General features: G+C 59.1%; 11 protein-coding genes. 8 read left to right on the top strand and 3 right to left on the bottom strand.

Features of this window, described 5'->3' with window-relative positions:
• The first annotated feature begins 283 nt into the window (after nucleotides 1–283).
• The 4 genes from argB (at nucleotide 284) to HSW_RS06760 (ending at nucleotide 4,726) form a co-directional block, all read left to right on the top strand.
• Nucleotides 284–1,066 carry an acetylglutamate kinase gene (gene argB / locus HSW_RS06775; RefSeq protein ID WP_044001330.1) on the top strand — a complete coding sequence of 261 codons (783 nt, stop codon included), beginning with the start codon at nucleotides 284–286 and terminating at the stop codon, nucleotides 1,064–1,066.
• The gene (locus tag HSW_RS06770) at nucleotides 1,054–2,121 is read left to right on the top strand and encodes a M20 family metallo-hydrolase (protein ID WP_044001329.1); all 1,068 of its coding nucleotides are present in this window, start codon (nucleotides 1,054–1,056) and stop codon (nucleotides 2,119–2,121) included. The genes argB and HSW_RS06770 overlap by 13 nt, the downstream gene beginning before the upstream one ends.
• 165 nt (nucleotides 2,122–2,286) lie before the next feature.
• Entirely contained in the window at nucleotides 2,287–3,594 is a 1,308-nt protein-coding gene (gene argH, locus HSW_RS06765; RefSeq protein ID WP_044001328.1) for an argininosuccinate lyase, read from the top strand.
• A gap of 601 nt (nucleotides 3,595–4,195) precedes the next feature.
• Nucleotides 4,196–4,726: a TetR/AcrR family transcriptional regulator gene (locus HSW_RS06760; RefSeq protein ID WP_044001327.1), complete on the top strand. Its 531-nt coding sequence runs from the start codon at nucleotides 4,196–4,198 to the stop codon at nucleotides 4,724–4,726.
• Nucleotides 4,727–4,929: 203 nt separating this feature from the next.
• Here HSW_RS06760 and lpdA read toward each other — a convergent pair whose 3' ends face one another.
• Nucleotides 4,930–6,324 (bottom strand): dihydrolipoyl dehydrogenase, encoded by a 1,395-nt coding sequence (gene lpdA, locus HSW_RS06755; protein WP_044001326.1) that lies wholly within the window; start codon nucleotides 6,322–6,324, stop codon nucleotides 4,930–4,932.
• Between the two features lie 238 nt (nucleotides 6,325–6,562).
• Between lpdA and HSW_RS22610 the strand changes: the two genes are divergently transcribed.
• Nucleotides 6,563–7,306, top strand: coding sequence for a tetratricopeptide repeat protein (locus HSW_RS22610; RefSeq protein ID WP_155832859.1), 744 nt, complete (start codon nucleotides 6,563–6,565; stop codon nucleotides 7,304–7,306).
• A 164-nt stretch (nucleotides 7,307–7,470) separates the two neighbouring features.
• On the opposite strand, the gene HSW_RS06745 is transcribed toward HSW_RS22610, so the two are convergent.
• Nucleotides 7,471–8,709: an NAD(P)/FAD-dependent oxidoreductase gene (locus HSW_RS06745; protein WP_044001325.1), complete on the bottom strand. Its 1,239-nt coding sequence runs from the start codon at nucleotides 8,707–8,709 to the stop codon at nucleotides 7,471–7,473.
• Nucleotides 8,710–8,888: 179 nt separating this feature from the next.
• On the opposite strand from HSW_RS06745, the gene fabG reads away from it, so the two are divergent.
• From fabG to pta, 3 genes are all read left to right on the top strand, one after another.
• Nucleotides 8,889–9,638, top strand: a complete 750-nt coding sequence (gene fabG / locus HSW_RS06740; RefSeq protein ID WP_044001324.1) for a 3-oxoacyl-[acyl-carrier-protein] reductase — start codon at nucleotides 8,889–8,891, stop codon at nucleotides 9,636–9,638.
• 231 nt (nucleotides 9,639–9,869) lie between these two features.
• A complete protein-coding gene (locus tag HSW_RS06735) occupies nucleotides 9,870–10,547 on the top strand; it encodes a YiiX family permuted papain-like enzyme (protein ID WP_071883073.1) in 678 nt (225 codons plus the stop codon).
• Between the two features lie 154 nt (nucleotides 10,548–10,701).
• Nucleotides 10,702–12,792 carry a phosphate acetyltransferase gene (gene pta / locus HSW_RS06730; RefSeq protein WP_044001323.1) on the top strand — a complete coding sequence of 697 codons (2,091 nt, stop codon included), beginning with the start codon at nucleotides 10,702–10,704 and terminating at the stop codon, nucleotides 12,790–12,792.
• Nucleotides 12,793–12,979: 187 nt separating this feature from the next.
• Here the strand turns inward: pta and HSW_RS06725 are convergent, their stop codons facing one another.
• Complete coding sequence (locus HSW_RS06725; RefSeq protein WP_044001322.1) at nucleotides 12,980–13,630, bottom strand: DUF4919 domain-containing protein; 651 nt, start codon at nucleotides 13,628–13,630, stop codon at nucleotides 12,980–12,982.
• Between the last annotated feature and the right edge of the window lie 262 nt (nucleotides 13,631–13,892).

Below are 13,892 nucleotides of genomic sequence, written 5' to 3'. Positions count from 1 at the left end.
CTGGCATGATTCGCACGACCAGTCGAGGTCGTCGCAGAAGCGCAATAGAAGAGAGTTGAATCATGACGGTTGCCGCAGAACAGCGAAGGCGTGTTTTCACGGTTTAAATCGTTTAAACCGCTAAATCGTTGCAAAACTAGAGGATTTTTTTCGGAAACTTTGCCGCTCCGGGAGCAAAATAAATTTCTTAACAATAAGGCAAGCCGGTTGAGGCCGGGGACTAACAAGCCTCGTTTTGGCAGCGTACGGCGCGCAGTGCCGCATTTTCCCCTACTTGCATCCTATGAGTGAAGGCCTGAAAATTTTTAAAATCGGGGGCGGCATTATTGATGATGACGCCCAGCTGCAGCGGTTTCTGCGAGAGCTGGCGCGGGTTCCGGGCCGCAAGCTGCTGGTGCACGGCGGCGGCAAAGGTGCCAGCCAGATGCTGCGCGACCTGGGCCAGGAACCCCAGATGGTGCAGGGCCGCCGCATCACCGACGCGGCCACCCTCAACATCGTGACTATGTTCTACGCCGGCAAAACCAACAAGCAGGTGGTGGCCGGCCTGCAGGCCGCGGGCGTGAATGCGCTGGGCCTGTCGGGAGCCGATGGCAACGCCATCCGGGCCGTGCGGCGGCCGGTGCGCGACATCGACTACGGCTTCGTGGGCGACCTGCCGGCCGACGCCGTGAACGTACCCCTGCTGCGCCAGCTGCTGGAAACCGGCCTGCTGCCCGTGTTCTGCGCCATCACCCACGACGGCACGGGCCAGCTGCTCAACACCAACGCCGATACCATTGCCAGCGTGCTGGCCTGCGCCCTGGCCCCGCACTACGCCGTGGAGCTGCACTACTGCTTCGAGAAGGACGGCGTGCTGCGCGACGTGGATGATGACGCCTCCGTGATTCCGCAGATAACAGCCGCCGAGTATCAGCATCTGAAGGCCGCGGGCATCATTGCAGCCGGCATGGTGCCCAAGCTGGATAACGCCTTTGCCGCTCTCGAAGCCGGCGTGGAGCGGGTGGTTATTGAGCACGCGCTGCGCATCAACGAGCCCGTAAAAACCGTGCTATGCCGGAGCTAACCGCCCTCACCGACGACGCTATTGAGCTGCTGATTCAGCTGGTGCAGACGCCCTCCTTCTCGCGGAAAGAGGACCAGACGGCCGAGCTGATTTTCCGGTTTCTGGCGTTCCGGGGGGCCCGCCCCCAGCGTGACGCCAACAACGTGTGGGCCGTTTCGAAGCACTTCGACCCGAACCGGCCCACCATCCTGCTCAACTCCCACCACGACACGGTGAAGCCCGGCGCGTCCTGGACCGCTGACCCGTTCGGGGCCGCGGTAGAGGGCGACCGGCTGATCGGCCTGGGTAGCAACGACGCGGGGGCTTCGGCGGGGAGTCTGCTGGCCACGTTCCTCTACTTCCACGAACGGGAGAATCTGCCCTACAACCTCATCTGCGCCATTACGGCCGAGGAAGAAGTATCAGGCGCGAACGGCATCCGAAGGCTGCTGCCGCTGCTGCCACGAATTGACCTGGGCATCGTGGGCGAACCAACGCAGATGGACTTAGCCGTGGCCGAAAAGGGCCTGGTGGTACTTGACTGCGTGGCCCAGGGCCGCACCGGGCACGCGGCCCGCGAGGAAGGCGAAAATGCCCTCTACAAAGCCCTCGATGACGTGCAGCGCCTGCGTGACTACCGGTTCGAGCGGGTATCAGAGCTGCTGGGACCGGTGAAGCTGACCGTAACGCAACTGCAGGCCGGCACCCAGCACAACGTGGTACCCGACCGGTGCACCTTCGTGGCTGACGTGCGCACCAACGAGCTGTACACCAACCCAGAAGTGGTGGAGCTCGTGCGCGGCCTCATTGGGGCCGAGGTGACGCCCCGCTCCACCCACCTCAACTCCTCGCGCATCTCGCTCACGCACCCGCTGGTGCAGCGCGGCGTGGCGCTGGGCCGCCGTACCTTCGGCTCCGTCACCCTCTCCGACCAGTCGATGATGCCGTTCACCACCGTCAAAATCGGCCCCGGCGACTCGGCCCGCTCCCACACCCCTGACGAGTACATCCTGCTCAGCGAAATCCGCGCCGGGGTGAAGGGCTACGTGGAGCTGCTGGACGGGCTGGAGCTGTAACTAAGCTAGTTCCCCTCCTTGGAAAGGAGGGGCTAGGGGTGGTTGACAATTGTTGAACAGCTCTAGAAATCTATAAACTAGCTTTTAGTAATCGTTCAACCCGTATCAACCACCCCTAGCCCCTCCTTTCCAAGGAGGGGAACTAGCTTTTAACTCCACCGCACCATGAAAATCTGGGATAAAGGCATTGCCGTTGACAAGAAAATCGAGCAGTTCACTGTCGGGCGCGACCGGGAGCTGGATATGTACCTGGCGCAGTTCGACGTGCAGGCCTCCCGGGCCCAGGCCAACATGCTGGCCGGGGCGGGCCTGATTTCCGCAGCGGAAAACCAGCAGCTGCAGCAGGGCCTGCAGGAGTTGGCCGTGCAGCTGGAAGCCGGCACGTTCACCATCGGCAAGGACTTCGAGGATGTACACTCCAAAATCGAAGCGTACCTGACCGAGCACTACGGCGACGCGGGCAAGAAAATCCACACCGCCCGCTCCCGCAACGATCAGGTGCTGACCGCCATTCAGCTGTTCCTGAAAGACTACACCCGACGCGCGGCCGCCAAAACCCTGGAGCTGGTGGAGGTGCTGCTGCAAAAGGCAGAAACGCACAAAACCGACCTGATGCCCGGCTATACCCACTTTCAGGCGGCCATGCCCAGCTCGTTCGGGCTGTGGTTTTCGGCCTACGCCGAGCACCTGCTGCTGGACCTGGCCCTGTTCGAGGCGGCCCACACCGTGGCCGACCAGAACCCGCTGGGCTCGGGCGCGGGCTTCGGCAGCTCCTTCCCCATCGACCGGCTGCAGACCACCCAGGAAATGGGCTTCGGCAACTTGGCCGTAAGCAGCGTGGGGGCGCAGATGCTGCGCGGCAAAACCGAGAAAACCGTGGCCTTTGCCCTGGCCGGTATGGCCGCCACCCTGGCCAAGATGAGCTACGACTTGGTGCTCTATAACGGGCAGGACATGGCCTTTGTGGAGCTGCCCAAAGAATTTACCACCGGCTCCAGCATCATGCCCCACAAGAAAAACCCCGACGTGTTTGAGCTGATCCGGGCCCGCTGCAATGCCCTGCAGGCCCTGCCCAACACGCTGATACTGAGCACCAGCAACCTACCCAGCGGCTACCACCGGGACTTCCAGATTCTCAAGGAAATCCTGTTCGAGCCAATGACGCAATTCCTCGATATCCTCGACATCGTGCTGTTCGCCCTGCCCCAGCTACGCATCAAGCCCGATCTGCTCAACCAGTCCAAGTACGACGCCGTGTTTACGGTGGAGAACATCAACCAACTTATTCAGACCGGCACGCCCTTCCGCACAGCCTACAAGCAAGTGGGCCTGGCCGTAGAAGATGGCTCGTACGTGCCACACAAGGAGTTCCAAACCACCCACCTAGGCAGCGTACACAACTTGGGGTTGGACGAAATCCGGGCGAAGGTGGCGCGGTTCCGGGTGGGGAGCAACCTGACAAAACCTGAGTAGCACTTGAGTTTTATGAACGAGAATGCCGCACCGGGCTTCAATCTGGCGCGGCATTTTTTAAGAGTTTACGACACTATCTGGTGCTGTCGTCCAGCATATTCCGAGTGTATAGCTTGTTTATTGCATAAATGACAAAATTCTATACATTAAACTCAAATTATTCATTATCAGGATATTAAATAATAACATTGCAATGGTGAGTGATTACTCACGAAAAAAAGTAAGCTAATACTTACTTGTTTCGAAATCCTTGCGTAATATTGTCCCACTGACGGTAACGACTCCCACTAGTTACCGCCCAGCAATTCCCACGCTCTATTATCCGGCTGTACTCCCACCCTCAGCCGGCCCTTTCGAAAATCGCGCGATTTTGCCCCCGGCTTCCTCGCCAGCAGGTCTTCGAAAAACATGTAGCCGGCCGATTCGGAAACCCCGAGTCGGCCGGCTTCTGTTTGCCCATACTGTTACTATTTGAAACGCTGATGCGGGTTTTTTGAAAAAAAACGCGTTTTTAGCGAATACAGCCCGATCTTGCAGGCTCAACGGTACGCTGTGCCCTTGCTGGCTGCCTCTCCCTTCGCCGCGCTAAACCAACCGCTATATGACAAACCGCAAACAGCACATTGCCGACGTAGCACTGCAGCTCTTTGGGGACAAAGGCTTCGAAAACACTTCTACGCAGCTGATTGCAAAAGCAGCCGGCGTATCGGAAGCCCTGATTTTCAAGCATTTCGGCTCCAAAGACCAGCTGCTTGAATTCGTGATTCGTAACGGCTACAAACGCATCATCGAGGATAATCGTGGCGGTCTGGCTGAGGCAGATCCGCTGGCGTTCATCTACAGCGTGATTGAGCTGCCGTATAAACTAGTGCAGGCTGAGCCCCACTTCTGGAAGCTGCAGTACCGCCTAGCCGATTCGGAAATGGCCCGGCAGCAGCACGAGCGGTTTATGAAACCCGTGCCCTCCCTGCTACGCGAAGCCTTTAAGAAACTCGCCTACGCCGACCCGGACAAGGAAACCGAGTTGCTGCTGCTGCTGGTAGAAGCCCTTTGGAAAATGGAAGCCACCAAAACCGAGGAGCACGGCCGTGAAATGCTGGACTTCATCAAGGGCAAGTACGCGCAACAGTAGGGCCGACTTCTTCAGAAAGAAGCGTTGTGCCAATACGGCAATGAGCCCTACACTGGCAACGAATCACCAGCTTACATTTCGTTTGTTGCGGAAATAACAGTTACACAGTAACCAATAAAGCTGACCATAAAGCAAGACGCCTTGGCCGATTTCTCGGCCAAGGCGTCTTGCTTTATGGTCAATACCAGAACTCGCTGTTCTTCCTACAGGTGAATCACTTCGCCGTAGGCCGCGGCGGCGGCTTCCATGATGGCCTCGCTCATAGTGGGGTGCGGGTGCACGGCCTTGATGATTTCATGGCCGGTGGTTTCCAGCTTGCGGGCTACTACCACTTCGGCAATCATTTCGGTTACGTTGGCACCAATCATGTGAGCACCCAGCCATTCGCCGTACTTCTTATCGAAGATGACTTTCACGAAGCCGTCTTTTACGCCGGCTGCCGAGGCTTTGCCGGAGGCTGAGAACGGGAATTTACCCACCAGAATATCGTAGCCTTGGTTTTTAGCTTCGGCTTCGGTGAGGCCTACTGAGGCAATTTCCGGCGAGGCATAGGTGCAGCCAGGGATATTCTGGTAGTTGAGCGGCTCGGGATGGTGACCGGCAATTTTCTCCACGCAGATAATGCCCTCGGCCGAAGCGACGTGGGCCAGCGCGGGGCCAGGCACGATGTCGCCGATGGCGAAGATGCCGGGCACGTTGGTCTGGTAAAAGTCGTCGACGATAACGCGGCCCTTCTCCACCTTAATGCCCAGTTCTTCCAGGCCCAGGTTTTCGAGGTTGGTCACCACGCCGGCGGCGCTCAACACCACGTCGCAGGCAATCTGCTGGTCACCTTTGGCCGTTTTGATGGTCACGTTGCAGCCTTCCCCGCTGGTATCCACCTTGGTTACCTCGGCCGAAGTCAGCACGTTCACGCCGATTTTCTTGAAGGATTTCTCCATCTGGCGCGAGATTTCCTCGTCCTCCACGGGCACGATGCGGGGCAGGTACTCCACCACCGTCACTTCCGAGCCCATGGTGCGGTAGAAATAGGCAAACTCCACGCCGATAGCGCCGGAGCCAACCACTACCAAGCGCTTGGGCAGCTCGGGCAGCACCATAGCCTGGCGGTAGCCGATGATTTTCTTGCCGTCGATGGGCAGGGCCGGCAGCTCACGGGCGCGGGCCCCGGTAGCGAGGATGATGTGCTTGGCCTCGATGGTGTCTTTGCCGCCATCGGCCTTGGTGAGTTCAATTTTACCGGGAGCCAGCAGCTTGCCGGTGCCCATGATGGCGTCAATCTTATTCTTTTTAAACAGGAAGTTGATGCCCTTGCTCATGCCGTCGGCCACGCCCCGGCTGCGCTGAATCACCGCGCCGAAGTCGTACCCCACACCTTCCGCTGACAGACCGTAGTCTTTGGCGTGGTTGAGGTACTCGAATACCTGGGCGCTCTTGAGCAGGGCTTTGGTGGGGATACAGCCCCAGTTGAGGCAGATTCCGCCGAGCGACTCGCGCTCCACCACGCCTACTTTCAAGCCCAGCTGCGAAGCCCGGATGGCGGCTACGTAGCCACCGGGGCCGCTGCCGATAACGACCAGGTCGTATTGCAATGCCATATTGTGTTCGGTTGAAGGGGTTGAAAAAAGGGCCACCCGCCGATAACTGGCTGCCGGGAGGCCGGGCAAAGATAGGCAGGCCGCGCTACTCCGCCACCCTGCCGTTTGCGCAGGCTCTTCCCCCGGCCCCGACAAAATTTTGTGCTTTCGGCCCAGCCTTTGCCGGGTGCGGTGCGTACAAGAGCCGTTGTACGATTTTGGGGTAGTATTCACCCCCCGTTTTCTTCTGCTCATTTCCATGAAAGCACCTATACTTTCCTTGCTTGCCAGTGTCACCCTGCTACTGGCCGGCGCCTGCGCTCGGGCCACCACCGCCGATGTAGAGCGCCCCACCTCAGCCGCCCGCAACGTGGCCCGCGAAACCAACATTGCCCGCCGCGCCGATACGGTAGCGCGTGCAGCTTCCCTCGATGCCTCAGCTACGGCTTCGGTAGCTCCGGCCACACCGCTGCCTGTGGAGCCCGCCGCCCGCAAGACCAATGCCGACTACCGCGACGAAGTTCGGGTAGCCGATGCAGCCCTCAAAAGCAAGCCCCGCGACTTCGATGCCCTGCTGACCCGAGCCAAGGCCAAAAGCCACCTCAAGGATTATAAGGAAGCTGTGGTGGATTACAACGCAGCCCTGCGCCTCAAGCCCACCAACGCCGAAGCCTACTACAACCGGGGCCTCAACCGCCTGAAGCTGAAAGAGTACAACGCCGCCATCATTGATTTCAGCAAGGCCGTGAAATATAACCCTACGGATAAAGAAGCTTATTTCGGGCGCGGGGCGGCCAAGATGCAGCTGTTCAACTTTAAAGGTGCCATTCCGGATTTCGCCAAAGCCATCAGCATCGACCCCGCTTACGCCGACGCCTACGAGTACCGGGGTATTAGCTATGCCTCCATCAACAAGCCCGCCGAGGCCAAAACCGACCTCGAAAAAGCTGCGCAGCTGAACCCCGAAGCCGTTAAGAGCCTGCGCCGGTACACGGGAAAGTAGCCAGTGTTGTTGTGAGTAGCGCGAAGCATTTCTCTCTTCACTAAGCACTCGGACTTGTTTAAAAGCCCCTGACGCCCGAACCCAGGCATCAGGGGCTTTTCGTGTTTGGAGGTTTCTGCTTTGAAAAAGGACGGATTGCTTCGCGCTGCTCGCAATGACACTGGCTATTTGCCCAGCAGCAGCTTCAGGTAGAAGCTGGGCTGGCGTAGCCGCTCGCGCAGGTCGAGGTCGAGGAACATGTTGCTGATGGTTTCGGCTAGGGTGGGGTTGTTGGCGGCGCGGTTGGCAATGAAGTTGAATAGCGCGGGGTAGCCCAGCAACCGCTGCATACCCCGGCTCAGGCGCAGTTCCTGCCAGAGGCGGTTGTACACGGCGTTATCGTAACCTTTCAGGAAGCCGGCAGAAACATCCGCCGCCACTAAGGCGCGGGCGGCCCAGTCGGCGGCGTGACGCCCCGATACCATGGCGTGGCTGATGCCTTCCCCCGAAAACGGGTCGATGAGGGAGCCCGCGTCGCCGAGCAGCAGGTAGCCCGAGCCCGAAAGCGGCCGGCGCTTCGAACCCAGCGGCAGCCCGAAGCCCCGCACCGGCCCCAGGCGCTCGGCTGTGGCAAACCGGTCCTTCAGGGCCGGGTGGGTGTGCAGGATTTCCTCCAGCCGTTCCCGCAGCTTCACCTTCTTTTTGGCCACGGCTTCCGTGAGCATGCCCACGCCCACGTTGGCCTCGCCGTTGGGCAGTGGAAATACCCAGAGGTAGCCCGGCAGAAACTCCTTGATGAAGTGCAGCTCGATGAAATTATCGGGGTGCAGGCCCTGCACGCCCCGGTAGTAGGCCCGTAAACCGGCGCAGTGGTGAGCCGGCTCCAGTTCGTGGCCGCCCACCACCCGCGCAAACTGCGACTGCGCCCCGTTGGCGACCAGCAGCAGCTTACAAGTGGCTATTTCCTGGTCATCGGCCGCCAGCAGGCGCCAGCCTCCGCCGGGTAGCGGCTCGTGGCGGGCCACATCGGTGTTTTCGCGGAAGTCGATTTCGGGGCGGCGACGCACTTCTTCGATGAGGAAGTTATCAAAATCGATTCGCTTGCTGATGTGGCCAGCGGCCCGGTCGTGGGTGGGATTGTAGCGTGGCTTGAACGGTACGGCCAGCCGGCGGCCGTTGGGGGCGTAGAAGTCGATGCCCCAGCTAGGCAGCTGGATGGGCTCGGCGGCCAGCCGGGCGGGTAACTCCTCCCCTATCCGGCGCAACTCGCTGAGAACTTTGCCGCTGAGCGCGTCGCCGCACACTTTGTCGCGGGGAAACGTGGCGCGGTCGAGTAGCAGGCAGCGGTGGCCACCATTGGCCAAGTGCAGGGCCGCCGTAGCCCCGCCCGGCCCCGCCCCAAGGATGCAGATATCAGTTTTCATTGAAGCTGCAAGCTACGCGCTATACGCTGCAAATAGTGCGCAACAAGCCATAAGCGGTGAGTTGAAAACCACTATTTACCCAATAGCCTGGCCCCTGCGGCGTGCAGCTACCTCAGGCGTGCAGCTAAAAAAAGCTTGTAGCTTGCAGCATAAAGCTTGTAGCTCCACTCTTACATAACATGACTCAACTGCTCGACGGAAAAGTGGCCCTGATTACGGGCGCTTCCAAAGGAATTGGCCGCGCCATTGCGGTGTATTTCGCCCAACAGGGCGCTCAGGTGGCCTTCACCTACCTTTCCAGCGTGGAGAAAGGCCAGCAGCTGGAAACCGAGCTGGCGGCCCACGGCTCCAAGGTGAAAGGCTTCCGCTCCGACGCATCCATCTACGCCGAAGCCGAGAAGCTGGTGGACGACGTGGTGGCCGAATTCGGCAAGCTGGATATTCTGGTGAATAACGCCGGCATCACCCAGGACGGCCTGCTCATGCGCATGAGCGAGCAGCAGTGGGACCAGGTTATTGCGGTGAACCTGAAATCAGTATTCAACCTCACCAAAGCCGCCACCAAACCCATGATGCGCGCCAAAGCCGGCAGCATCATCAACATGACCTCGGTGGTAGGCATCAAGGGCAACGCCGGGCAAACCAACTACGCCGCTTCCAAGGCCGGCATCATCGGCTTCACCAAATCGGTGGCGCTGGAGCTGGGCTCACGCAACATCCGCTGCAACGCCATTGCCCCTGGCTTTATCGAGACGGAAATGACCGACGCCCTCGACCCCAAGCAGGTGGATGAGTGGCGCAAGGCTATTCCGCTGAAGCGCGGCGGCAAACCCGAGGATATTGCCAAAGCCACCGCCTTCCTGGCCTCCGATGATTCGTCGTACATCACCGGCCAGGTGCTGCAGGTGGATGGCGGCATGCTGACCTAAGTCTAAAAAACACTTCACTGAACGTCATGCTGAGCTTGCCGAAGCATCTTTACCGAAGCTAATCAGATAGAATAGCACTACGGTAGAGATGCTTCAGCAAGCTCAGCATGACGTTTTTTTGTATAGCAACGCTACACCGAAGGACCTACAAACCGGCAAGTAACTAGACCCGGACCGTAACCCGTTTGCGGCGACAAAAGGCGTTCCTGCTTTATCACCTTCCCCACTTGTATGCGTCGCCCTTTATCCATTGCGCTGGCCCTGCTGTTGATTGTCGCCGCCATGTCCGCTACATACCTGCAGCACCGGTTTAGCCGGTTTCAGCGGCGGCACCGGGGCGAGCTGACGATTTTGTCCATTTCACTGCAGCTACGTGAAGGAGACTTGATTTTTCACACCTCCCGCTCGGCCCAAAGCCAGGCCATTCAGCTGGCTACCCACTCGCCCTACAGCCACTGCGGCATGCTGTTGCGGCAGGGCGGCGAGTGGCAGGTACTGGAGGCCGTGCAGCCGGTGCGCCTTACTCCGCTGGAGCAGTGGATTGGGCGCGGCCGGGGTAGCCACTTTGTGGTGAAGCGCCTGCGCGATGCGGACCAGGTGCTTACCCCCGCCACCCGGCGCCAACTCCGGCGCACCGGCCTGCACTACCAGGGCCGCGCCTACGACCTGTATTTCGGCTGGAGCGACGAGCGGCTGTACTGCTCCGAGCTGCTCTGGAAAACCTATCAGCAAGCCACCGGCCGCAAAATCGGGAAGCTCCAACGGCTACGCGAGTTCGACCTCTCCCACCCCACCGTGCAGCAGAAGCTGCGGGAGCGGTACGGCAACCACCTGCCGCTGAACGAGCCGGTTATTTCCCCCGTTGCCATGTTTGACAGTCCGGAGTTGGTGAAGGTGTTGCAGCGGTGAGGCTGGCATTCTTAACGCGTTGAGAATTCAAAAAGACCGTCGTGCAGAGCGCAGCGGGCCACGCTGAGCATTGATAGGGCAAGTAACGCGGCCGACCACTTCAGCACTATCTTGCCCCGCATTCGTAAGGGCTTCTGACTACTCTCGACTACCTATGAGCAAAGCCGTTTTCATTGCCACTGCCGAGCCGTACAGCGGCAAATCCGTTGTGACGCTGGGGCTGGTGCACCTGCTGCTGAGCCAGGCCCAGAAGGTGGGCTACTTCAAGCCTATCATCACCCCGCTCAGTGCCAGCCAGCCCGATGCCCACATTGAAACCGTGCTGCAACACTTCCAGCTGCCGCTGGCCTACCCCGATACCTACGCCACCACCGGTCAGGAGGCCCTGCACCTCACCGAAACCGGCCGCGTCGGGGAACTGCTTGATACCATCATCCACCGCTTCAAGCAGCTCGAAGCCGCCCACGACTTTGTGGTGGTGGAGGGCACCGACTTCGTAGGCACCGGCCTGGCCCTGGAGCTGGACCTGAACTGGCAGGTGGCCCGCAACCTCAGCATTCCCGCCATTCTGCTGATTTCGGGCCTCGGCAAAACCGTGGAGCAGCTCGTGAACATGGCCCTTTCCATCCGCCGCGACGCCCTCGACAGCGAGGTACAGGTGCTGGCCCTGGTGCTCAACCGCGTGGCCCCCGAGCAGGCCGACGAAGTGCGTGCCCGCCTCCGCGACCAGCTCCCGCCCGACACGCAGCTGGCCGTGATACCGGAAAACCAGGCCCTGCGCAGCCCCACTATGCAGGAAATCCACGACCAGCTGGGCGGGGAGCTGCTGTTCGGGGCCGACCAGCTCACCAACCCCGTCGACCACTTCATCAACGGCTCGATGCAGGTGCCCAACTTTTTGCTGCGCCTGGAGGAAAACGTGCTCATCATCACGCCCGGCGACCGGGCCGACCTTATTCTGAGTGCCCTGCAGGCCAATATGTCGGCCAGCTACCCGCGCGTAGCGGGGCTGGTGCTCACCAGCGGCTACCGGCCCGAGGACTCGGTGCTGCGCCTGATTGAGGGCCTGCCCGTGGCCGTGCCCATGCTGCTGGTTGAATCGGGCACGTTTCAGACCACTACCCGCATTGGCAGCATTCAGGCGCGCATCGGACCGCAACAGACCAAGAAAATCCGGCTGGCCATCCAGACGTTTGAGCGCCACCTCGATGCGCCGCGCCTGCTGGAGCAGCTCAGCACGTTTGCGCCGCGTGGCCTCACGCCCCACATGTTCCAGTACCAGCTGCTGCAGTGGGCGCGCAGCCAGCGCAAGCACATTGTGCTGCCCGAGGGCAACGACGACCGGGTGCTGCGCGCGGCGGCCCGCCTATTGGAGCAGGACGTGGTGAGCCTCACCATCCTCGGCGACCCAACCCAGATTCTGGCCGCCGCCAAGCGCCTCGGCCGCCCCCTGGACCCGCAGCGCGTGCAGCTGCTGGACCCGGCCCGCTCCGCGCTGTTCCAGGACTTCGCCGAAACCCTGTTTGAGCTGCGCCGCAGCAAGGGCGTGACCCTGGAAATGGCCCGCGACCTGATGACTGACGTGTCGTATTTCGGCTCGATGATGGTGTACAAGGGCCTGGCCGACGGCATGGTGTCGGGGGCGGTGCACACCACGCAGCACACCATTCGGCCGGCGCTGCAGTTTATCAAGACGCGGCCGGGCGTGTCGGTGGTGTCGTCGGTGTTCTTTATGTGCCTGCCGGATCGGGTGGCAGTGTTCGGCGACTGTGCCGTGAACCCCAACCCCACCGCCGAGCAACTGGCCGAAATTGCCATTTCCTCGGCCGACAGCTCCCGGCGCTTCGGCATCGAGCCGCGGGTGGCCATGCTGTCCTACTCCTCCGGCACCTCCGGCGAGGGCGCCGACGTGGATAAGGTACGCCAGGCCACCCAGCTCGTGCGCCAGCTCCGCCCCGATTTGCTGGTGGAAGGCCCCATCCAGTACGATGCCGCCGTGGACCCCGCCGTGGGCCAGCAGAAGCTGCCCGGCTCGCCGGTAGCCGGCCAGGCCAGCGTGCTCATCTTCCCCGACCTGAACACCGGCAACAATACCTACAAAGCCGTGCAGCGCGAAACCGGCGCCCTGGCCATCGGCCCGATGCTGCAGGGCCTGAACAAGCCCGTCAACGACCTGAGCCGCGGCTGTACCGTCGATGACATCTACAACACGGTGCTGTTGACGGCTATTCAGGCGCAGGGCTAGTTTCGGCAGCCGCAAAAAGGCCCCGTTGCTTCAAGTGAAGCAGCGGGGCCTCTGATTTTGGAGCTAACGGAACGTGTATTGCAGAAGGCAGATACTGAAGTTGAGAAAAATTATTTTTTACACCTTGTTCGTCTGCTTGATAGCATTACTTCAACCTTGCTTTTAGCAATACTTTGTTGGTGACAGTTCATTTTTCTAAGAGTTTCCGCTCTTGTTCAAATACCTTGTTCGCTTCAAAGTAGTAAGTTTTGATTTCACCGCCTTCAGTCTTAACAACCATTTTGTCACAAGCATTTTTACCTCCGCTGCTTGTGCTTTGTGTTTGCAGTTGAGCGCCTATCATGTTGAGAATAAAATATTCTTCCTCTATCTGTGTGACATGCCACCCAGTTTCACAAGTTTTGCCGTCTCCGCTTCTTGTGATGGAATACAATAGACCAAATTCTATATCGTGATACTTTTTCTGGTTTACGGTATCGCCCAGTATTTTATAAGTCTGTTGTAAATACTTGTGCGCAAACATACTTGTATAGTCAATACTCAGCATTTCTTGCGTTAGGCTTACAACTGCCTGGTAGTTCTTGTTCTTTGTTTCAGCATACACTTGCTTCTTAAGGGTGTCGTAATTTTTCCCCTTGCGACTAAACTGCTTGCTGTCTAAAAAGCTATTTCTGAAGTCTGTATAATCGATATTAATATTACTCCCCTCAAGCTGTTTGACATATTTTGAATACTTGTCATCATCAGTCGGAATTTTAATACTGGTTTCTTGCCCAATGGCAATTGCAGTAACGTTACAGAAAACAAGTGTAAGTAATGCAGTTTGAAGATTTATCATTTTGGTTTTACTTTTAAGATATCAGCAAATTGCTACATACATCCTTATTGCCAAAGGTCGCGAGGGAGGGGGGTTGAGTTTCGGCAATATACGTTCTGGACGCAATAGTCTTTCGGCAATAGCACTGACGTTGTCCTTATTGACGAAACCTATTCCTTACAACCCGAGGCTATCGAGGAGATAAGCAGGTGCGCCCCACGTCTTTTTTGCAGCAAAACCGTAGTAGCACGGCATACCTGCACAGCCGTAACGTACCGGCTGG

It is taken from the genome of Hymenobacter swuensis DY53, from assembly GCF_000576555.1.
GTDB lineage: Bacteria > Bacteroidota > Bacteroidia > Cytophagales > Hymenobacteraceae > Hymenobacter > Hymenobacter swuensis.
The sequence above is the reverse complement of the archived record's forward strand: the minus strand, read 5'-3'. Positions and strand labels throughout refer to the sequence as shown.